Origin of the sequence: Eubacterium sp. LMAG:50 (assembly GCF_008680265.1) — a bacterium.
Lineage (GTDB): Bacteria > Bacillota > Clostridia > Lachnospirales > Lachnospiraceae > Eubacterium_U > Eubacterium_U album.
The window spans coordinates 899,135-919,341 of the sequence record NZ_NALP01000007.1; the positions used below are offsets into that span (position 1 = coordinate 899,135).

25 protein-coding genes are annotated in these 20,207 nt (G+C 33.1%); all 25 read left to right on the plus strand.

Annotation, left to right across the window (positions count from 1 at the left end):
* Positions 1-97 precede the first annotated feature (97 nt).
* The 25 genes from pcrA to CCC31_RS09310 all read left to right on the plus strand — a co-directional run bounded on the left by pcrA (position 98) and on the right by CCC31_RS09310 (position 20,192).
* Positions 98-2,356, plus strand: coding sequence for a DNA helicase PcrA (gene pcrA / locus CCC31_RS09190; protein WP_290851048.1), 2,259 nt, complete (start codon positions 98-100; stop codon positions 2,354-2,356).
* 66 nt (positions 2,357-2,422) lie between these two features.
* Positions 2,423-2,665 (plus strand): hypothetical protein, encoded by a 243-nt coding sequence (locus CCC31_RS09195; protein WP_022088953.1) that lies wholly within the window; start codon positions 2,423-2,425, stop codon positions 2,663-2,665.
* A gap of 334 nt (positions 2,666-2,999) precedes the next feature.
* On the plus strand, positions 3,000-4,661 hold the full coding sequence (gene rlmD / locus CCC31_RS09200) for a 23S rRNA (uracil(1939)-C(5))-methyltransferase RlmD (RefSeq protein WP_290851051.1): 1,662 nt from the start codon (positions 3,000-3,002) through the stop codon (positions 4,659-4,661).
* Positions 4,662-4,703: 42 nt separating this feature from the next.
* Positions 4,704-5,615 carry a hypothetical protein gene (locus tag CCC31_RS09205; RefSeq protein ID WP_118565628.1) on the plus strand — a complete coding sequence of 304 codons (912 nt, stop codon included), beginning with the start codon at positions 4,704-4,706 and terminating at the stop codon, positions 5,613-5,615.
* Complete coding sequence (locus tag CCC31_RS09210; protein WP_118565629.1) at positions 5,615-6,166, plus strand: Bsp6I family type II restriction endonuclease; 552 nt, start codon at positions 5,615-5,617, stop codon at positions 6,164-6,166. Before CCC31_RS09205 ends, CCC31_RS09210 begins: the two co-directional genes overlap by 1 nt.
* Positions 6,167-6,385: 219 nt before the next feature.
* A complete protein-coding gene (locus CCC31_RS09215; protein WP_118565630.1) occupies positions 6,386-6,571 on the plus strand; it encodes a hypothetical protein in 186 nt (61 codons plus the stop codon).
* A 159-nt stretch (positions 6,572-6,730) separates the two neighbouring features.
* Positions 6,731-7,288, plus strand: a complete 558-nt coding sequence (locus CCC31_RS09220; RefSeq protein ID WP_118565631.1) for a DUF4417 domain-containing protein — start codon at positions 6,731-6,733, stop codon at positions 7,286-7,288.
* On the plus strand, positions 7,281-7,781 hold the full coding sequence (locus CCC31_RS09225) for an AHH domain-containing protein (RefSeq protein WP_158574523.1): 501 nt from the start codon (positions 7,281-7,283) through the stop codon (positions 7,779-7,781). The genes CCC31_RS09220 and CCC31_RS09225 overlap by 8 nt, the downstream gene beginning before the upstream one ends.
* Positions 7,782-7,795: 14 nt before the next feature.
* On the plus strand, positions 7,796-8,233 hold the full coding sequence (locus CCC31_RS09230) for a DUF4274 domain-containing protein (RefSeq protein WP_158574524.1): 438 nt from the start codon (positions 7,796-7,798) through the stop codon (positions 8,231-8,233).
* A gap of 539 nt (positions 8,234-8,772) precedes the next feature.
* On the plus strand, positions 8,773-9,273 hold the full coding sequence (locus CCC31_RS09235; RefSeq protein ID WP_118565634.1) for a replication initiator protein A: 501 nt from the start codon (positions 8,773-8,775) through the stop codon (positions 9,271-9,273).
* Positions 9,274-9,275: 2 nt separating this feature from the next.
* Positions 9,276-9,632, plus strand: coding sequence for a hypothetical protein (locus tag CCC31_RS09240; protein ID WP_118565635.1), 357 nt, complete (start codon positions 9,276-9,278; stop codon positions 9,630-9,632).
* A 6-nt stretch (positions 9,633-9,638) separates the two neighbouring features.
* A complete protein-coding gene (locus CCC31_RS09245; RefSeq protein WP_118565636.1) occupies positions 9,639-10,112 on the plus strand; it encodes an ATP-binding protein in 474 nt (157 codons plus the stop codon).
* The gene (locus CCC31_RS09250) at positions 10,099-10,305 is read left to right on the plus strand and encodes a hypothetical protein (protein ID WP_118565637.1); all 207 of its coding nucleotides are present in this window, start codon (positions 10,099-10,101) and stop codon (positions 10,303-10,305) included. Before CCC31_RS09245 ends, CCC31_RS09250 begins: the two co-directional genes overlap by 14 nt.
* Positions 10,306-10,347: 42 nt before the next feature.
* Positions 10,348-10,695 carry a helix-turn-helix transcriptional regulator gene (locus CCC31_RS09255; RefSeq protein WP_243053248.1) on the plus strand — a complete coding sequence of 116 codons (348 nt, stop codon included), beginning with the start codon at positions 10,348-10,350 and terminating at the stop codon, positions 10,693-10,695.
* Positions 10,682-11,212 carry a hypothetical protein gene (locus tag CCC31_RS09260; protein ID WP_243053249.1) on the plus strand — a complete coding sequence of 177 codons (531 nt, stop codon included), beginning with the start codon at positions 10,682-10,684 and terminating at the stop codon, positions 11,210-11,212. The genes CCC31_RS09255 and CCC31_RS09260 overlap by 14 nt, the downstream gene beginning before the upstream one ends.
* A gap of 82 nt (positions 11,213-11,294) precedes the next feature.
* Positions 11,295-13,094, plus strand: coding sequence for a recombinase family protein (locus tag CCC31_RS09265; protein WP_363348210.1), 1,800 nt, complete (start codon positions 11,295-11,297; stop codon positions 13,092-13,094).
* 24 nt (positions 13,095-13,118) lie between these two features.
* Complete coding sequence (locus CCC31_RS09270) at positions 13,119-14,144, plus strand: FRG domain-containing protein (RefSeq protein WP_118565638.1); 1,026 nt, start codon at positions 13,119-13,121, stop codon at positions 14,142-14,144.
* Between the two features lie 273 nt (positions 14,145-14,417).
* Complete coding sequence (locus CCC31_RS09275; RefSeq protein WP_118565639.1) at positions 14,418-14,750, plus strand: recombinase family protein; 333 nt, start codon at positions 14,418-14,420, stop codon at positions 14,748-14,750.
* 53 nt (positions 14,751-14,803) lie between these two features.
* On the plus strand, positions 14,804-15,817 hold the full coding sequence (locus CCC31_RS09280) for a DUF4238 domain-containing protein (RefSeq protein ID WP_290851065.1): 1,014 nt from the start codon (positions 14,804-14,806) through the stop codon (positions 15,815-15,817).
* A gap of 94 nt (positions 15,818-15,911) precedes the next feature.
* A complete protein-coding gene (locus tag CCC31_RS09285; RefSeq protein ID WP_199663688.1) occupies positions 15,912-16,439 on the plus strand; it encodes a hypothetical protein in 528 nt (175 codons plus the stop codon).
* Between the two features lie 137 nt (positions 16,440-16,576).
* Complete coding sequence (locus CCC31_RS09290; RefSeq protein WP_118565641.1) at positions 16,577-17,047, plus strand: helix-turn-helix transcriptional regulator; 471 nt, start codon at positions 16,577-16,579, stop codon at positions 17,045-17,047.
* Positions 17,048-17,051: 4 nt separating this feature from the next.
* Positions 17,052-17,597, plus strand: coding sequence for a hypothetical protein (locus tag CCC31_RS09295; RefSeq protein ID WP_118391183.1), 546 nt, complete (start codon positions 17,052-17,054; stop codon positions 17,595-17,597).
* A gap of 10 nt (positions 17,598-17,607) precedes the next feature.
* Positions 17,608-17,898, plus strand: coding sequence for a hypothetical protein (locus tag CCC31_RS09300; protein ID WP_118565642.1), 291 nt, complete (start codon positions 17,608-17,610; stop codon positions 17,896-17,898).
* Between the two features lie 2 nt (positions 17,899-17,900).
* Positions 17,901-19,277, plus strand: a complete 1,377-nt coding sequence (locus CCC31_RS09305; protein WP_118565643.1) for a hypothetical protein — start codon at positions 17,901-17,903, stop codon at positions 19,275-19,277.
* A 39-nt stretch (positions 19,278-19,316) separates the two neighbouring features.
* Positions 19,317-20,192, plus strand: a complete 876-nt coding sequence (locus CCC31_RS09310) for a DUF2971 domain-containing protein (protein WP_118565644.1) — start codon at positions 19,317-19,319, stop codon at positions 20,190-20,192.
* The last annotated feature ends 15 nt before the right edge of the window (positions 20,193-20,207 follow it).

The following is a 20,207-nucleotide window of genomic DNA, read 5'->3' on the forward strand; positions in this document are numbered from 1 at the left end:
AAAATATGTTCGATTTTTTTAGAAAATATGATATGATAGCAGAAGTATATAAAAGTTTGCCTAAGTGGAATATAAAAATAAGGAAAAAGGTATATTTATGAGCAGATATGATACATTAAATGATATGCAACAGATGGCGGTATTTCACACGGAAGGACCGTTACTTATTCTTGCCGGTGCAGGAAGTGGAAAGACTAGAGTGCTTACACATAGAGCAGCTTATCTTATAGAAGAAAAGGGTGTTTCGCCATGGAATATTATGGCAATCACTTTTACAAATAAGGCTGCATCAGAAATGCGTGAAAGAATTAACAACATAGTTGGATTTGGTGCTGATCAGATATGGGTAAGTACATTCCATTCTACATGTGTACGAATTTTGAGAAGACATATTGAATTTTTAGGATATGATAATAGATTTACAATTTACGATGCAGATGACCAGAAGAGTCTGATAAAAGATATTGTAAAAAGAATGAATTTAGATTCTAAATTTTACAAAGAAAGAGCTGTGGCAGGAAAGATTTCTTCTTATAAAGATGAACTCATAAGTCCTGAACGTGCAATAGAGATAACAAAAGGTGATTTGAGAGAAAATACAGTTGCTAAGATTTATCTTGAATATCAGGTTCAGCTTAAGAAAAATAATGCTTTAGATTTTGATGATTTAATTGTAAAAACAGTAGAATTATTTAAGAAATTTCCAGATGTGCTGGATTATTATCAGGAAAGATTTAAATACATTATGGTAGATGAGTATCAGGATACAAATACAGCACAGTTTCAGTTGATTCGCCTTCTTGCATCAAAATATAGAAATTTGTGTGTTGTAGGTGATGATGACCAATCTATTTATAAGTTTAGAGGAGCGAATATTACAAATATTCTCTCATTTGAAAAATATTTTGAAAATGCACGTGTTATCAAGTTAGAGCAGAATTACCGTTCTACAAAGAATATTTTAGCTGCCGCAAATGGAGTAATTGCAAACAATCAGGGAAGAAAAGACAAAACATTGTGGAGTGACAATGAAGAAGGAACGCAGATTGATTTGTATCAGGCGGAAGATGCTTATGATGAAGCTAACATGGTTGCGAAAGAAATTAGAAAAAAAGTGAATGCAGGAAACTATAAATACAGTGATTTTGCATGCCTATATAGAACTAATGCTCAGTCAAGAACATTAGAAGAAAAACTTCTTTTGGCAAATGTTCCTTATAAGATTATCGGCGGACAGAATTTCTATCAGCGTAAAGAAATTAAAGACATTTTGTGCTATTTGAAAACAGTAAATAATTCTACGGATGATATTGCTGTAGCAAGAATTATTAATGTTCCAAAGAGAGGAATCGGAGCTACTTCTATTGGAAAGGCGCAGGCATATGCAGTTGACCATAACATTAATTTGTATAATGCGTTAGAACTTGCATATATGAATCCTGAACTTAGCAGAGCTTCAGCAAAGATTAAGAAATTTACTGATTTTATTGAAGAATTAAGAGAGTACAGTCAGGAGCATTCAATAAAAGAATTAGTAGATAAGATTATTGAAGATACAGGATATGTGACAGAACTTGTTTTGGAAAATACAGACGAAAGCAAGGCAAGAATCGAGAACATAGAAGAATTGATAAGTAAGGTTGTAGAATATGAATCAACAACAGAAAATCCGGATTTGGCAGGATTTCTTGAAGACGTTGCTTTGGTAGCGGACATAGATAGTCTTGATGAGGATAGTGACTATGTTGTCCTTATGACCATACATAGTGCAAAGGGACTTGAATTTCCTAATGTATTTTTATGTGGAATGGAAGAAGGATTATTTCCGGGAATTTCAGCAATTTGTGCCGAAGACCAAAGTGAAATTGAAGAAGAAAGACGTCTGTGTTATGTTGCAATTACAAGAGCAAAGGAAAATCTTGTAATTAGTTATGCAAAGAGACGTATGGTTCATGGAGAAACAAGATATAATATTATTTCACGATTTATAAAGGAAATACCAACACAGCTTATTAATAGTAAAAATGTAACAGACAGAGTCGCAGCAGGACAGATTCCAAAGAAAGAAGAATTTGGAAATGCAAGCAGAGCAAGTCAGAATGCATTTAGAAATAAACCATTTATGAAATCTTCGTATGGTGAACCTAGCACAAAACCTGCATTTGGTAAATCATTTACAATTACAAAACAGCCGGTTGATTATGTAATTGGAGACAGAGTTAAACATATTAAGTTTGGTGAAGGAACAGTGCTTAATATTGAGGATGGTCCGAAAGATTATCAGGTTACGGTAGCATTTGACAAAGCAGGTCAGAAAATTATGATGGCTTCATTTGCAAAACTTAAAAAACTGTAGTAAAAACAGCACTAAAATGATATACTATTCTTATGAAATATAACTTGTAGTGAAAGGAGTACGGATATGGACGAATTAATCAAGGGAGTTAAGATTGGCAAGATTATCGGCAAAGAAGAAAAGAAGTCTGACGTAGTTAAGATAGTTGGGATCGTACTTGGAGTGCTTGCAGTAGTGGCAGCAATTGCCGGAGTAGCTTATGCAATTTACAATAAAATTACAGAAGATTATTATGATGATTTTGAAGATGATTTCGATGATTTATTTGAAGACGACGAAGAAGATGAAAGTGATTTTGTGGAAGAATAAATCGTTACGCCATAGTGAATGGCAGGTCATGTAGATTTGTTTTTTAAACAATAACCGATGAATAAGTTAAGTCCACATATAACAATTGGAATGTATAGCATTTGGCCGAATTGTGTATGTGGACTTATTTTGTAATGATGTCGGGGCAAAAGAACCAAATTATGATTAAGCTCATGTGAGATTAAAAGTAGTGATTTTGATGCCTACGGATTGTTCCGTGCTATGCACTCTCACAATCCTATCCAATATTCGCATATCGTGGGAATTATCCCACTTTTATGCTCATATTGTGCCCCTGGCATCATTAAAATATTAGCAGATAGAGGATAAATAAATGAAAAAAGGAATGGAATACCAGGGAGTGGTAGAGAAAATAGATTTTCCAAATAAAGGAACAGTAGATTGTGGTGAGAAAGGTGTAGCTTTAGTTAAAAGAACTATTCCGGGCCAAAAAGTAAGTTTTGTAGTTTCAAAGAAGCGTTCAGGCAAATGTGTTGGACGTTTAAAAGAAGTGCTTGAAAAGTCACCACTTGAAAATGCAGAACCACTTTGCCCACATTTTGCGGATTGTGGCGGATGTTCTTACCAGACAATGGATTATGAAAATCAGACTAATTTGAAAAAAGAAATGGTTAAGAATATTTTAGATGGAGTAATTACAAATAAAGATTATGAATTTGAAGGAATCCTCAAAAGCCCTGTTCAGTGGGAATACAGAAATAAGATGGAATTTTCATTTGGAGATGAATATAAAGATGGCCCTTTGGCATTGGGATTACATAAAAGAGACAGTTTCCACGATATTGTTACGGCAAAGGAATGTAAAATTGTAAATAAAGATTACAACAAAATTTTGACTTGTGTATTAGAACATTTTGCAGAAAGAAATGTAAAATTTTATCATAAAATGAGACACGAAGGATACCTTAGACATTTGGTTATTAGACGTGGTGTAAAAACAAATCAGATTATAATGAGTATTGTTACAACATCGGATGCAAACGGCGAGGCAGCGGCAGATTATAATATTTTAATTGATAAGTTATGTAAACTTGATTTAGAGTGCGAACTTAAAGGTGTACTCCAGATTATAAATGATGGTCTGGCTGATGTGGTTCAAAGTGATGAGACAAGAGTACTTTATGGTGAAGATGTAATTTATGAAGAATTATTGGGACTTAGATTTAAGATTTCAACATTTTCATTTTTCCAGACAAATTCTTTAGGGGCTGAAGTCCTTTATTCAAAGGCAAGAGAGTATGTTGGAAGCACTAATGATAAAATGATATTTGACCTTTACAGCGGTACAGGAACAATTGCACAGATTCTTGCTCCTGTTGCAAAAAAAGTTGTAGGGGTTGAAATTGTTGCAGAGGCGGTAGAAGCTGCAAAAGAAAATGCTGAATTAAACGGACTTAACAACTGTGAATTTATTGCAGGGGATGTGCTAAAAGTTATTGATGATATCAAGGACAAGCCGGATTTAATAGTTCTTGACCCACCAAGAGATGGTATTCATCCAAAGGCTTTACAAAAGATAATTGATTTCGGCGTAGACAGAATTGTATATATTAGCTGTAAGCCAACGAGTCTTGCAAGGGATTTAGTAATTTTGCAGGAGCATGGATACAAGGTTGAAAAAGCTTGTGCGGTAGATATGTTCCCGCAGACCGTGCATGTGGAGACGGTGGCGCTGTTGTCCAAACTTTCTGATGCAAAGGATAATATCGAAGTAACGGTGGATATGGATGAAATAGATGTAACATCTGCTGAAAGTAAAGCAACTTATGAGGAGATTAAGAATTATGTGCTTAAGATATATGGTTTGAAGGTTTCGAATCTATATATTTCACAGATAAAAAGGAAATGTGGGATAGAGGTTGGAGAAAATTATAATCTGCCAAAGTCGGAAGGAAGTAGACAGCCTCAGTGTCCGATAGAGAAGGAAAAGGCAATTAGGGATGCACTGAAACATTTTGGAAGATTTAAAATATAAAGACGGTTGTAAATGAAAGTTCACATCACACAAGGAGGAAATATGGATATAAAAAAAACAGATGTTTTTGGTGGAATAGGTGTTTTAGTTATTCAGATGATTGCCAATGGAATATTATATGCTTTTCAAAAAGACAATATACATTTAGTCATAGGTATAGTATTTGCTCTAATTGTTTCTGTTTTTGTTGTGATTATTATTAGTTTAAATAGAAAGATTAAAAAACAAGAAGAGTACTATGATGAAAAGATTGAAAATTTAGGAATAGATGATTTAAAGAAAGAAAAAGAAGAATTGATTAAATCTATGGAATTTTTAAAGGAAAGAATATCAGATGTAGAGCACGAAAGGGATGACATAGAGCAAGAAATTGAAAGATTAGAACAAGAGTTGGAACTATTCAAAAATAAGTGTGAATATTACATAAATACAAATTCAGTTAATAGAAAGATATTATATTCGTTAAAGAATAACGAAAAATGTGAAAATACAGAATTACAAACATTAATCTCAGAAATAGAATATATTTTCAGAGATGATGTATTTTCAAAAACGGCAAAAATGAATACAAGCATTTTTCGAAAAGATAGGCAAGACTTATGTTCGATTTTAGTGTCTACTAAACATTCACCTGGGACGATAAATAAGTTGAGGTTAGATAAAGAGTCCTTGGTTGGAACGGCATTTTGTGAAAAAAGAGTTATTTATTGTGGTGATATAAATAATAGAAGACCAGATGTCCCATTTGTTGAGTTAAATGAAAATAGACAGTATCACTCTATATTGGCAATACCACTGATAGTTGATGATTCTACAGAGTTTGTTTTGGTTATAACATGTACAAAGATAAATTGTTTGCAAGAAACGTATAATAAATATCAAGATGTTATACAGAGATATTTAGAATTATTGTGCATTTTATTGTTTATATCTTCAGATAAGGAGGAAGTATAATGATAAGAAAAGAGAAGTTTTTAGAGATTCCTGAAAGAGAAATCCCTGTAAATATAATTCAATATGAAAAAGAGGATATTTTCCTATTACAAAAGTTGTTTTCTGACTGGATGAATTTGAATGAAAAAATAAAGAAAATAGGTGGTAGACCAAGTATTTTACCACCAGAATTTGTAGAGGCACTAGTAGCATATAAGATGGGATATTGGAAAATTGATGACATGCGTCTTGGCTTTGACTGCTTTGATCCTAATGCTCCAGAAGGAAGTAATCGTATTGAAATAAAGTATGCAACAGGACGAACCGATTTTTCAAGTTTCTCATCGGTAATTAAATGGGATAGATTGATTTTTGTGAAATTTTATAATGAATCACCGAAAGATTGTTATTTTGAAGTTTATGATATTGATATTCAAATGATACTTGAAGAATCAGAACATTTTGGTAGATATATGTATGATAGACGAGGAGTTAGACCACGTATTAGTGTTATTAAGGAACTAATTGAGCGCGGAATATATAGAGAGAAAAGGGAGTTCTCGTTGTTTTAGTGATAATTGTTTATATATAGAGATTTAATATGATTGTGAATGTAAAAAGGATGAAATAGAAATGTATGAGTTACATTTGTCTTCAGTTAATAACAAGGTTACTAATAAAGGAATGCGTTGGGGGGACGGATATGGATGGAAAGAAGTTTATAATTGACTGAGAAAAGGCAAATTTAGCGATGACATTTAGAATAAAATCGGAGTTACAGAGAAGATTAAATGCTCAATATGATAAAACAGATTAATATACTGCTTTTGTTAAAAAAGTTATCTCTATTTGATACAGCGGTGATTGTGTTCGAACTTTCTGATACAAAATACCATATTGAAGTCAAAGCGGATGTTGATGAAATAAATGTTATTTTGGCTACATACTATGGAAATATTGACAAGAGGTTTAGCTAGTTTTAATAGACGATTAAGATTCGAGAAAAATTGGTAACAAAGTACAGCTGTTGCTTTTTTTATGATATAAATAAATTCTAATATGCTACGAATTGGATGTTTGAAAAAATTGATTTGTCACTTATGTTAATAATATTATTGTAGTACCACTATGAAAAGTTGGAGGAACAAAGAAAAGGTAACAAAGCTTTTGTTAGAGATGTATTTGTTTGTTTTTATGAAGATGATTATAAGTTTGATTCAACATGTGGAATTTGGTTCCGAAACAAGCAAGCATATAAAATATTAAAGCATTTCGCAGGAATTATTACACCTGATTTTTTAACATATTATGATTTTCCAGATCCTTTGAAACGATGGAATACATATCGTATGAGAGCATTTGGATATTGGTATGGGAAATTATGTGGAAAACAGGTTATAAATAATGTTCGTGGTGATTTGGTTGATAGCTGGGAATATTGTTTTGATGGAATATCACAGAATAGTATTTTGGCGATAGGAACGGTTGCAAGTGATGTAAAAAAATTGTACTACCGTTCTACATTTGAGACATGGTTGGATGAAATGGTATTCATATTAAAGCCCAAAGTAATTCTTGTTTATGGCTCATCAAATTATGCTTGTTTTGATAGACTTAGGGAAAAAGGGATTCGTATAGTGACTTATCAAAGCAAAACTGCAAGGTTTTATGCTGGAGGTGAGTCAAATGAGTAAAGGATATAGTGGACTTTTTGACGGCATAGCTGTTGTGGAAACACGTATTATTCCAGGCAAAGATGGAGTTGTTACAGGAGGAAAATCATTAACACTTGGAAAAAATATGTTAGCTGAGATGAATGTATCAAAAGAAACAAAATGGTCGGGATATCAGGCACAACATATTATCCCATCTGATATTAAAAATCATCCGGTGATTCAAAAAATTGGAATGGATCCAGATGATGCGAGTAATGGTATATTTTTACGAGTTCCAAGTAAAGATATCAGTGTTAAATCAAGGCATAGAGGATATCATTCTGTCTATTCACAGTTTGTTAGGCAAGAATTAGATAAGATAGGGACAGAAGGAAGTTATGTTTCTATTCAACGAAAAGTACTAAGGTTACAGCATAATTTGAAAAAGTTGCAGGAGAAAGGTTTACCACTCTATTCATCTGAAGGAGCGACAATAGAATTATGGAATAAACAAATGGAAAAACTAAAATGAAAGGATGTAGCAAGGTGAAAAAAGAATTAATATCAGAATTAATTTATAATAAAGACATACAGGGAACAATGGATTATTTAATGAAATGTAGCGATGCAGAAGATTTACAGTTGTATGCGTATAATTACAATTGGTCTAATGGTTTTGAAATACCAAACATAATAATTAATAATTCTAATTGTTCAATGAGTACAGCATTATATATTTTTTATGCAGCTGATGGATTTAAATATTTAATGGAAAAAACAGTGGATACAAATATGGAAGAATGGAAGATATTTATTGAAAATTTGCATTCAAAAATAATAATGAAAAGTTTTGTCAACAAGGATATAGCTTTTCAGGTTCCGCTTACAAAAATACAGGTATTCAAGCTAAAAAAAGTAATAGATGATAAAGAAACAATTTTTTTAGAAAACCATAGCGGAATAGATTGCAATATTGATTTATAATTAATAGTGTTTTAAAACAAAGATAATCAAAGATATTTGTCACAATATATCTAGGTTAATGTATAAAAACGCAGAAAGGACACACGATAAATATTAGTTAAGAATCAAAGAAAAAAGGACAACCCTGGGACCCGAAGTCCCAAGGATTAAGTAATAATTATGAAAAAACTGTTGTTTTACGGTGTAAACTTTTGGTAAAAGGTTTTAGGAGAATTCCTAACAAGATGCAATTGTATATACAAATGCGTATCTTGCAAAAGACATCACACCTCATTTGTTGCCATATTTAATTACATATAAGTACATTTAAATACTTAGAAAAACAATCATATATGATATAAAATAATGAAATTCGACCAAGATAGAATTCGACAAAAGATTTTTTTAGTACTAAAATATTTTTTAGAAGTTCAAATGGGTTGAAAGCTGATGAATTAATATAAAATTTAATAATAAAAGCCTTATTATAAACAGTAGTTCAAAAGACTAGCTGTTTATGGATAAGGCTTTTTTTATTGTCGAAAGGAAGGTGTGAGAGAGTGAATCAATATATAAAAAGGGAAACAAAAATAGAAAACTATGACCCATGTCCAAGATTTTTGTCAAAAATGAAGGTTTCGCCAATAGCAAAACTCGTATACACAACATTATTGGGTAGAACTTTTTTATCAAGGAAAAACGGACTAAAGGATGAAAATGGGAATGTATATGTAATTTATCCGGTAAGAGCATTAGCAAAATACATAGGTAGGACGGAACCTGTGATATATGGTGCACTAAGTGAGTTGGAAGTGTTGGATTTAATTGAAAGAAAAAAAGTCCATAACGGAATGGCAAATCATATTTATGTAAAATTCCCGGATAAAAAAGAGAATGTAAGACTGAATGCAAAAAAGGTTTATGAAACTACTAAAGAAGATATTAGTGGAGTACCAAAGAACTCTGAAGACAACCCATTAAGTAGTTTTAATACTAATAAAAGTATTAAAAAAGAAACTAATAAATATTTAAGTAAATACGAAAAAGAAGGAAGGTTATAACAATGGCAAATAGTAAGTTAAATAAAATAGTAACAAAAGTTATGGACGATATACAGGATGGTACAACAAAGTGTGAGCATTGTCCGTACTGTGGAGAAAAAATTATTTACACAAAAAACAAAATTACAGGGAATATGGTTCCATGCAGATGCAAATGTGAAGAAAAAAGAGAGGAAGAAGAGGAAAAGAGAAGAATTGAAGAAGAAAGAAAAAATCTGATTATAAAGGCAAAGTATGAATGCTTTAATCATAAGAGTATGTGGAAACAAACTTTTGAGAAATACAATGGTCTTAATGCCAAGATGTATGTTGCAAAAGATTATGTCGCAAATTGGGAGAAAATGTATGAACATAACTGAGGGTTAATGTTGATTGGAAATGTTGGAACAGGTAAATCATACATGGCAAGTGCCATTGCAAATGCTCTAATTGAAAAGGGAGTAAAAGTAAAATTTACAAGCTTTATTGAAATAACCAATGACATTTTCAGTGCAAGTGATAAAACAAAATATGTTAAAAGTCTTAATAAATATGATTTGTTAATTATTGATGATGTTGGTACAGAAAGAAACACAGAATATACACTGGAAAATATTTATTGGGTTATCGATGAAAGAGTGAGTGAGGGAAAGCCATTAATTATAACAACCAATACAGACATAGATAAAAAAGAAAATGATGAAAATTTTAATAGAAGACGTATCAATAGTCGAATAAGAAATGTTTGTATTCCTGTAGATATTCCTAATTATAACATTAGAGAAATAATGTCAAAGAAACATAATGAAACGTGTGCTGAAATCTTTTGGAATGGAGGCGGGTCAAATGGAAAAGAGTAAAGACGATATATGGTGTGGATTATCCAAGTTTCTTAGTGAAATTATAGAAAAGTATGCCGAAAATTTAGAAAAAGATTTAAGAGGAAAAAATAGCACATCAATAATTACTGTTAGAAAAATATATAAAAAGTATATATCTATAGAGTTATTACAAAAAAAGAGACACATTGATATTGACTATTATGTTAGCTAGTATTAATATGAACGTAAAAACGTGCATAAAATGGAGTCAAATATGATAATAAGTGAAAGAATTTTTGAAATAATGAAGGAACAGAAAATGAGTCAAAGAGAACTCTCAAGGAGAACCGGGATAACAATCAGTACAATTAGCGATTGGAATACCAAGAAGTCGAATCCGGCTTCTGATAAGTTATTGGTTATTAGTGAGGCTTTGGGGGTTTCTGTAGAAGAATTACTTACAGGTTCAGAAACGTTTAAAGAAAATTTATCAGAGGATATTGATTATAAAAATGTTGAGGATCATAAGATTTTGGAAGATTACCATAAGTTATCTAAAAGTCAGCAGATGCGTTTATTAAAATACATGAAAAGATTAGGGGAAATGAATGGAGAAAAATAAGAACATAAGCGTAATTAAGGATTTAAATGGAAAAGATATTGTTTTGATTAATGATATTAAATTTAAGGGCAAACGTTCTATTAATTGGGATGATGTCAAGGAATATTTGAAAGAATCAGTTGGTGAATTTTATATAATACTTGAAACAGGAGATGTCATATACATTGGAGCTGATTTGCCGGATGAATATACTGGTTCAAATGATACATATGGGTTAAAAGGAACAAATGCCAAGGCAAAGGCTAATGCTTCACAAGGTATTGGGGAAATGATAGAAATTGCTACAGACTCTAAATTTATAATTAATAAAAAGGATAAGCATAAAATTGATGCGGCTAATGGCTGGTATAGATTTGATTCACGTTTTGCTTTACCGGTATTTGATGAGAATGGAGAAATAGAAAGGTATAATGTTTTTCATGTCTTCCTGATAGTTAGACATGATGCCAACGGTAAGAAATATTTGTACGATGTTATAAAAACAAAAAAAGAAACGAGCAACCCGCTTAGCTACTGACAAGTCAGCACGTACGGTATAAAAACCCATTTCTTAATACAAAGGGTACTATTTATTAGTGAAAATGTCAAGGAGAAAAATTGTGAATAATAAAAAAACAAAGGTTTATATATATACTCGTGTTTCTACAGTTATGCAGATAGATGGTTATTCATTGGAAGCTCAGAAAAATAAAATGAAAAATTATGCTGAATTTAATGATTTTAAGATTGCAGGAGAATATGAAGATGCAGGAAAGTCAGGGAAGTCCATTGAGGGAAGAATGGGATTCAATCAGATGATTGAGGACATAAAAAGTGGAAAACTTTTAATCTCTGTTTTGTCTGCGGTTGCAGAAATAGAAAGAGAAAATATCATTGAACAGACAATGAATGGACGGAGAGAAAAAGCACGACAAGGTGGGTGGAATGGTGGATTTGCACCATACGGATATTATCTGAAAGACAATCAGCTCTTGATAGAAGAAACGGAAGCTGAAGCAATCAGAATTATATTTGATAAATTTGCTAATTCTGATATAGTACTTGGCGGAGTAGCAAAATATCTTAATCTTCAAGGTATAAAGAAGATACCTCGTCAGAACGGCACATTGGAAACTTGGAGCAGTCATTTTATACGGTTGATATTAGACAATCCTGTTTATTGTGGAAAGATTGCTTATGGCAGAAGAACACGAGAAAAGGTAAAAGGTACAAAAAATGAATATAAGCAGGTTCATGCAGAGGATTACATTCTGGAAGATGGACAACATGAAGGAATTATCAGCGAGAAATTGTGGCAAAAGGTTCACGCAAAGCGTATGGCAACAGGAATTAAACAGCCATCCAAAATCGGTAAGGATAGGTCACACCTTTTGACGGGGATATTAAAGTGTCCCCTTTGTGGAAGTTTAATGTATACGAACAAACACGCTTGGACAAATAAAGACGGCACATACAAAGAGGTTTACTATTATATTTGTGGTAGAAATAAGCAGGAGCGAGGACATCATTGTGATTATAAAGCATCGCTAAGAAAAACAGATATTGAGCCACTTGTAATTGAAGCTATTAAGGAATTGGTAAGCGATAAGTATTTTGCAAAAGAGATTGAAAAGCGTATTGGCGTACAGACCGATACAACAGCTATTGATAAGGAACTTGCCAATTACGAGAGTAAGCTGAAAGAAGTAGATTTGAATAAAGCCCGTCTGGAACGAGAGATTGATAATCTGCCTATTGATGCTCGTTTCAGAGAAAGGAAAATCCACGACATGACTTTAAGACTTGATGCCTTGTATGATACGATTGTAGAGTTGGAAGAACGGATTGAAGATGCAAAGCTGAGAAAAAGTTCTATCGAAATGGAAACAATCACTCTGGACAATATTTACAAGCTTATGCTGAATTTCGGAAAGCTCTATGATATAATAAGTGACGAGGAAAAGAAAAGCCTTATTACTTATCTTATAAAAGAAATTCAGATATATCCAAATGGGGAGTCAGAGCAGCCTTTGAAGTCGATAGAGTTTAATTTCCCAATATATCGGGATGGTCAAGAGGTAAGGCGGCTCTTGTGGGAAAAAGGTAATACCGTTGAAACGGTTGTTAAATTATCCCTCAAAAAAGATACCCCTAAGATTGAGGTTACAATGGAGCCTGAGGAAGAGAGTAATTATACACCAGAAGAAAAAGCTACATATCCGAAGATTAAGGAATATGTGAAGAACAAGTATGGTGTGAATGTGCATACTTCTTACATTGCACAGGTTAAGCGGATGTGTGGACTGGATATGGTCGAGAACTATAATAAGTCCAAGAAAGAGAATCCAGAAGTGAAGCAATGTCCGCAGGAAAAGGTGGAGTATATTAAGGATGCGTTGAGATACTTTAATGAGATATAAATGGCAATAAGATAAGAGGTAATAATGGAAATATCAGTATATTTGAAAGATTATGTGGAAAAATTAAAAAAAGATAAAATGAAACCATTTTATAATAAGAAAAATAATAATTTTGAAATAGATAATATTTATGATTATCTCAAAATCATAGATATCTTGCAAAATGAAAAAGAAAAAGACAGGAATGCAGTGTTTAAAGAATTTTATTATAGAGGCGTTTCAAATAGTGAATGGGAATTATTGCCTAGTTTAGCTGTTAATGACTTAGAGTTTTATGAGCCTGTTATGATTGAAGAATTTAAAAAAGCATATCCCTCGGAATTTGATGTAAAAGATGATTTTGAAATAATTGCCAAAATGCAACATTATGGTTTACCTACAAGATTGTTAGATTTTACGTCAAATCCCCTAGTGTCGCTATATTTTTCGTGTAGTGATATTCAGCAAAAGGAAAAAGATGGAAAAGTGATAGTTGCTTTGCCAAGAAAAAATCTATATGATGGGTTGGATGAATATAGAGATTTGATATATAAAGCCCATGACCAAAGTTTTTTATTGAGTTGGTTGGAAGAGAACCCAGGTAATTTGTATACATATTTAGGAATGGTATATGTACCAAATTCTTTGTTTTTCAAAACCCCAAGTTATATTACAGAAAGAGAAAAAAGACAAAGTTCTGTTTTTATGCTTTTTGCGAATAGCATAGTTGATGTAGAAAAGGATACTTGTATATCAGATGAAGAAGCTGCATATATAATTTTAGAGGGAGAAGAGTATTATAAGAAGCACTACGGAAGTGAAAAATCTATCTTTAAATTACATCCAACATTGAAACGTTTATCGAAACAACAATATCAAATGAATTTTACAGAAGTTATCATTCCTAAAAAAGTAAAGAAAGATATTTTAAGACAATTGTCTAATATAGGGATAAGCAAAAGTTATTTGTTTCCAGAAATGGAATATACTGCGGAGTATATAAAAAATAAATACATTTTTGGAACACAAAGATTGATAAATGGAAATTTTGATGCTGATTATGAATTATAAGTATATTAAATTAGTAGACATTGAGGGTGATTTATTTATTAAAAAAACTGACTTAAAGCTATGTTAATTTTATATTTAAATGTTATTAGAAGGGAAGGTTGAAATACACCTTCTTTTTTTATACCCATTTTTAAGGAGGTGGTGCCAAAAAGTATACAAAAATACTGGAACGTTTCGTAAAGAGATGTCCATACATTTCGGGACTGTTTAGCAGTCCTTTTTTTGTAGTTTCAAAAAGTACACATTTCAGGACTAAGGAAGGAGCAAATAATCATGAAGAGATATGGTTATCACAGAACAAGTACAAGAGAACAGCATTTAGACAGAGGTATCAAGGAGATTACAGCCTATTGTGAGCATAACAATCTGGAACTGGAAAAGATATTTACTGATCAGCAGACAGGAAAGAATTTTAATCGTCCAAGATATCAGGTATTAAAAGAGGATGTATTAAGAACTGGTGACGAGTTGATTATTACTGAGGTAGACAGGCTTGGCAGAAATAAGCAGGAGACATTAAAGAAATTGCAGTATTACGCAGAGAGCAGGAACGATGAGTATAAATATGCAGAACTTGCAACGCAGGAGGATTTCGACAAGTTTTAATGGTAATAATTATTAATAATATGTTATACTCAAATCAGTAAGGCGGTGATTATATGGTTAATAGCCATTTTATTCCTCAACTCATTTTGAGACATTTTTGTGAAGACGAAAAAATCCAGTATTATGATTTGAGTTCAGGAAATATAGAGTCCAGGAGTACCAAATCAGTATTTTCCGAAAAAGGGTATTATCCTGAGAATATTGAGAAAGACTTATGTCACAAGATAGAGGTTCAGTTTGCTAATATATTGAACAACAAAATTCTTAAAGAAAACTACAATATTGCTTTAACATCAGAGGACTTATTAACAATAAAGAAGTACTTAATTATTACGACTTTAAGAGTTAAGGATGAAAATATGGAGCATAATCTCTGGTATAAGACCTTAAAAAGAGATGGATTTATTTTTGAGAATGACCCGTTTAAGAATATAATCAGTGGTGATTTCTACGAAAACATGAATAAGATTTTAGAATGTCAAAATAAGGAAGAGTTAGTTAGGATAGCAAATAAGGGCGAGAACATTAATCTTTTTAATTATGTGAGAGATGTTGTTTTTTCGTATAATGTATTTGTAAGAACAAACAATAGTAAAGAGGATTTAATTATTACTGATAGAGGGTGGGCTGCATATATGGGGCCTATTGGTGTAAGAAAGATGAACGCACTAATGCAAAGTGGTCGGTTTGAAGATGCTATGTTGCTTCAAATGGTATCACCGCAAGATTATGGGATATTTCCTTTATCAAGAAATATGGCAATAATTACAATGAGTCCTGCATATAAACAGCACTTAAAGGGTTCAGGTACAAGGATAATATATCCGCCACATGCCTCAACTTTATCTGCGTGTTTGGGATTTGGGAGTGAAGATACGATAGAACCACCTACAAATAAATTTTTAAAATCTGGTGTGATGGTGTATCAGTATAAAATTAAACAGTTAGTAAAAAGAGATGTCATCTTTTTGAATTCATTGTTACTAGATTATGCGAATCAGTTTTTTGGCTATGCAAATGCGGATAAAGTAAGATTAAGTTTGAAGGAAAAGAATATTGATATTTAGTTGAGAGCATCAATCCTTAAGTGGGTTGGTGCTTTTTCTTGCTCGGAGAAATCCGAGCATTTTTTATGTCAAAATTTAGGAGGAGGTGAGCGGTGTGGCAAGCAGAATACAGGGAATTACAGTAGAAATTGGTGGGGATACCACCAAGCTTCAGAATGCTCTTAAAGGTGTGAACGGACAGATAAGGTCTACCCAGTCACAGCTTAGTGATGTCAAGATTGTCTGCGGCAGCACTTATTCCAGAGTTAAGTACACCACGAGAGCTGGTACGGCAATAACTAAATGGCGCTGCGGTTCATGCAATAAAACAAATGGACACAAGATTTGCAGCAACAGGTATGTTACGGATGAGACTTTCAAGAAGCTATTTGTTATGAGCTGGAATGAGATAGTGGAGAAGCAGACTAATTACCAGGAAAGTTGGCAAGACAGTATTAAAGGTGATGATGTTCTTTTAAGATATAAGACTAGGTTGGTAATGCAGCACGCGGCAGCAGGGACAATAAATGAGTTCAATCTAGAGCTTATGCTGGCGGTAATGGACCACATAACAGTGTTTGAAGATGGCAGGCTTCAGATAAAGTTTTATGATGGAACAGAGTTTGAAGTAGAAACGGAATAAGGGAGTAGAGTTAAATGGCCGATAGGTGAACCGAGAGTGGTTTGCTTACCGGCTTTTTTGTTTTACAAAATAAAAAAAGTTTCTTTTTGACAAAATATTTGTCAATGTATAATATATAAACATAAGGAGGTGCCAATATGAATGAAATAGAAAGATTACAGGATAATTTATTATTGATAAGACGCGCCGCTGGGTGGACTGCTGAGGAGTTTGGCGAAAAGATCGGTGTTACAAGACAGACAATTAATAATCTTGAGGCAAAAAGAAATAAGCTAAATAAAACTCAGTATATTGCTATGAGAGCAGTAATCGAAGCAGAGATGGCAAAGGCACCAGAAGAAACAGAAATGCTGGGGTGCATATTAGAAGTGTTTGTAGACAACCCTGAGAATTATAATGAGAAGGATAAAGAGGAATTGTTGGCAAAGGCGAATATGCTTACACCATCAATTCTTGCAGGAACAACTTCTAGAAAAGCGGTATCTAAAGAGCTGATGGGAGCTGCAGGCGCAATGGGATTAGCGGTCGCAATGGTAAATCCAGTCGTTGCAGTTGGCGCTGCAGTTGCAGGAGGCTGGCTGGCAAAAATCTTAAAAGAAAAGGAGTAGCTATATGGGAGAATATATTAAAAAGAAAAAAGACATGAACTTTCAATCAGTTGATTCGTTACAATCAGTTGTTAATGTTGTAAACGAAGCTGCGGCTGCTTTAAATGATAAGAAGAGAACAATAAAGGAGAGTGCTATCCCGGAGGTTCTTTCAGGTGCATTGGGTGCAGGTATCGGTGGAATAGGTTCTTTTGCTGCGTTATATGGACTTGGTACAGTCGGACTTTCAGCAGCAGGAATAACATCTGGATTAGCCGCAGCAGGTAGTATTGTCGGTGGAGGAATGGTTGCAGGAGTTTTTGTTTTGGCAGCTCCAGCAGTTGTACTAGCAGCCGGCGGAGTAGGTGTTGCTTCACACTTGAAAAATAAACAGTTGAAGCAGGAAAAGGAAAGATTATATCAGGAAGCATTGAGGCAGCATGAGGCTATTATTAAAGCATTAAAGGAAGAAGTTAATGCTGATAAGGAGAGACTGGATTACTTGAAAAGTCTTAATATTTTATTGCAGAGGGCAGTTGAAGACTTACAGCATGATTTAGGTGTAGCATAGGAGGTGTTTTATGTCAGATTACGAAATAAGTAATGTTGATCCTAATCAAGAATTAGCAGGACAAGGCTCTGATAATTTTTGGTTGATAGCTGCAATTGGCCTTGGACTTACAACTATTGGGATTGGCATAAAAGATTTCTTTACCAGTAGAAAACTTAAACAAGAAAGAGAGAAGAATAAACTATATCAGGAGGCTTTAAAAAAGCATCAAGCTCAAATAAATGAACTGAAAAATGAAAAGGAGCGTCGTGAGTATAGGGACAGGCTCTGGGCAGAAATTCAAGCTGAAATGGAGGAATAGTTATGGGAAAATATAAGTATTCTGAAGAAGAACAAAAGATGAATAATGTTCTGAAATATCAAGATGATCAACTTAAGGAACTATTGGCGGAGAGTCGAAGTACTCGTAATGAAACAGATGCAGAAATAGAGGCAATGGAGACTTTTTTGAGGAAAAGAGGTCTGGATCCTAGTAAAGCAGCTAAGCAAAGTACTGTTGTAGAGGCACCTAAAAAAGTAATGGTTTTACCTTCCTGGGAGAATCTTTGTGCAGAAGCAGAGTCTGTTGTCGGTGGCTCATGTGAGCTTGAATCAATATTTACTGAGGCTGAATTAAAAAGCAATGAGCTTGCAATTCAACAGTTAAATAAAGAATATAATCAGATACATAAACTTGATAAGACAGATATTGCTATAAGCGCAATTGCAGGTATTGTTGGCGCAGCAGTTGATATTCTTATGGTTGGAATTCCACAAAAAGGTCCAGAAGGCTTAGAAGCCGGTACCCTTTCAAACTTTATTAGAAAGAAATTTGATGAGGCTTTTCCAGCAGACGAAATGGAAAAATTGGCTAATTCTAAAGAGAGTAAGGTTCCCTTTGACGCGCAAGATAATAGAAATACAACAATTCGTGTTGAAGGTTTATCAGCTTATTATCATAGACTACTTTCTCTTGGCCATGATCCGTTATTGGGTTTTGTAGTTGGAGTGTTTGATATACTAACGGGAAGAATGACAACTATTGATAAGACTGGAAAATTCGTATCGCAGGTTATGGAAAACTATGCTGATAGAAAAGAAAGCAATATCTTTGCAGCATTGGCAAAACAGCTAGTTCATTTTAAATCAGATATTACTACTTCAATGGGATTGCCAGCCCCTTTAATGGGAGTGTTTAATCTATTTCAGTTTGGTAGTATTGGAGAGTATGAGCAGACTGTTGCTGAAATTGTACAGGGTATGTACTATGAAGGATATGACTTTATTCATTTCTGTTCAATGTCAATTCCTGTAATGATAACAGAAGTGATTGTCAGAATATCTTATGCGATTAAGAGAATAAACGAGGGGAAGAGTATACGTGACTCCATTCCATTTTCTTTGAATAGGGAAAAACATCCGAAATTGGCAACAATGCTTTTTATAGCACATTCCGGTGCAACAGCAATAAACGCTGGAAAAGTATATTTTACTAAGGATCCATTGGCAATAAATTATACTCAATGGATTGCTTTTGCAAAATATTCATATAAGCAGCTTAAGTGGGCCATTGTTGAAAAGCCTTTTGCAAGAGAGGCATATGTTAGCGGCAAGCTAGAGGATAGCTGGAAGGAACTTGAATCAGAAATTAGTGAGTCTTTTAATGATTTTTTAAAAGATTATTACGTGGTATTTGAATAAAAAATAGAATTGCTTTAGCAAGGTGAAGGGGGCTATAATTTGACAAGAGGAGAATTACGAAGACGCGAACAGGCAGTTGTTGCAGGATTTGTAGAAAGAGATGGAGATAAGGCTTTTAGATATGTTACGGAAATAATAGATATCCATGCGAATGATGGTGTGTTGTTTAGATTTAGACCACCCAAGACATATGAAATTGATACATTAGAATCAAAAAGAATATTCTTATGTAGACCATCAATTTATGAAGATAATGGCGATTGTGAGATACTTTTTGACATAGAAGACTTATGTAGATATTTTATGGTTGAAATGAAGCCTGATAAATATAAAAAGCTTGCAAGTTTAGTAAATAAAGATTTTTATAACTCTGTTATGGAGGCCATAGAGATTAGACCGGAATTTATAGAATTAAAAAAGAAAATACAAGATCAAGCCTTAGTTTCATGTTTTAGTGAACAATACAGTGAAAAAATGTGGGATGAGTATGCTAAGAATTCAGAAGGTATATGTTTAGTGTATAATTTAAGAGAGATTTTTATAAATTTACCTAAGAATTTGAAATTTTATCCGGTAAGGTATGTTGATGATAGAAAGAATCAATACGATATTAAGTTTACATCCCATGAATATAATAATGGTGACGATCCAGAACCTGAGCATCTGAAATTTCTTTTATCATGTTTAACAAAGGATAAAGTGCCTTATAGTAGTGAAGCTGAGTGGCGACTATTTTACGACAATGCTTCATTAAAAGATAATGAAAAAGGACAATGCTTTGATTTTGCTATAAAGCCTAAAGCGGTAATTATGGGAAGAAATATAGATAGAAATAAAGATTTTAGAAAAAGAGTTGAGGAATATGCATCTAATAATTGTATTAAGACTTTACGTGCTCAAGATATAATAATATAATTATTTTGTCCGCCG

Bases quoted from the DNA above. Each gene is read 5' to 3' on its own strand.
- pcrA (WP_290851048.1), top strand. From the start codon at position 98: ATGAGCAGATATGATACATTAAATGATATGCAACAGATGGCGGTATTT.
- CCC31_RS09195 (WP_022088953.1), top strand. From the start codon at position 2,423: ATGGACGAATTAATCAAGGGAGTTAAGATTGGCAAGATTATCGGCAAA.
- rlmD (WP_290851051.1), top strand. From the start codon at position 3,000: ATGAAAAAAGGAATGGAATACCAGGGAGTGGTAGAGAAAATAGATTTT.
- CCC31_RS09205 (WP_118565628.1), top strand. From the start codon at position 4,704: ATGGATATAAAAAAAACAGATGTTTTTGGTGGAATAGGTGTTTTAGTT.
- CCC31_RS09210 (WP_118565629.1), top strand. From the start codon at position 5,615: ATGATAAGAAAAGAGAAGTTTTTAGAGATTCCTGAAAGAGAAATCCCT.
- CCC31_RS09215 (WP_118565630.1), top strand. From the start codon at position 6,386: ATGCTCAATATGATAAAACAGATTAATATACTGCTTTTGTTAAAAAAG.
- CCC31_RS09225 (WP_158574523.1), top strand. From the start codon at position 7,281: ATGAGTAAAGGATATAGTGGACTTTTTGACGGCATAGCTGTTGTGGAA.
- CCC31_RS09240 (WP_118565635.1), top strand. From the start codon at position 9,276: ATGGCAAATAGTAAGTTAAATAAAATAGTAACAAAAGTTATGGACGAT.
- CCC31_RS09245 (WP_118565636.1), top strand. From the start codon at position 9,639: ATGTTGATTGGAAATGTTGGAACAGGTAAATCATACATGGCAAGTGCC.
- CCC31_RS09250 (WP_118565637.1), top strand. From the start codon at position 10,099: ATGGAAAAGAGTAAAGACGATATATGGTGTGGATTATCCAAGTTTCTT.
- CCC31_RS09255 (WP_243053248.1), top strand. From the start codon at position 10,348: ATGATAATAAGTGAAAGAATTTTTGAAATAATGAAGGAACAGAAAATG.
- CCC31_RS09260 (WP_243053249.1), top strand. From the start codon at position 10,682: ATGGAGAAAAATAAGAACATAAGCGTAATTAAGGATTTAAATGGAAAA.
- CCC31_RS09270 (WP_118565638.1), top strand. From the start codon at position 13,119: ATGGAAATATCAGTATATTTGAAAGATTATGTGGAAAAATTAAAAAAA.
- CCC31_RS09275 (WP_118565639.1), top strand. From the start codon at position 14,418: ATGAAGAGATATGGTTATCACAGAACAAGTACAAGAGAACAGCATTTA.
- CCC31_RS09280 (WP_290851065.1), top strand. From the start codon at position 14,804: ATGGTTAATAGCCATTTTATTCCTCAACTCATTTTGAGACATTTTTGT.
- CCC31_RS09290 (WP_118565641.1), top strand. From the start codon at position 16,577: ATGAATGAAATAGAAAGATTACAGGATAATTTATTATTGATAAGACGC.
- CCC31_RS09295 (WP_118391183.1), top strand. From the start codon at position 17,052: ATGGGAGAATATATTAAAAAGAAAAAAGACATGAACTTTCAATCAGTT.
- CCC31_RS09300 (WP_118565642.1), top strand. From the start codon at position 17,608: ATGTCAGATTACGAAATAAGTAATGTTGATCCTAATCAAGAATTAGCA.
- CCC31_RS09305 (WP_118565643.1), top strand. From the start codon at position 17,901: ATGGGAAAATATAAGTATTCTGAAGAAGAACAAAAGATGAATAATGTT.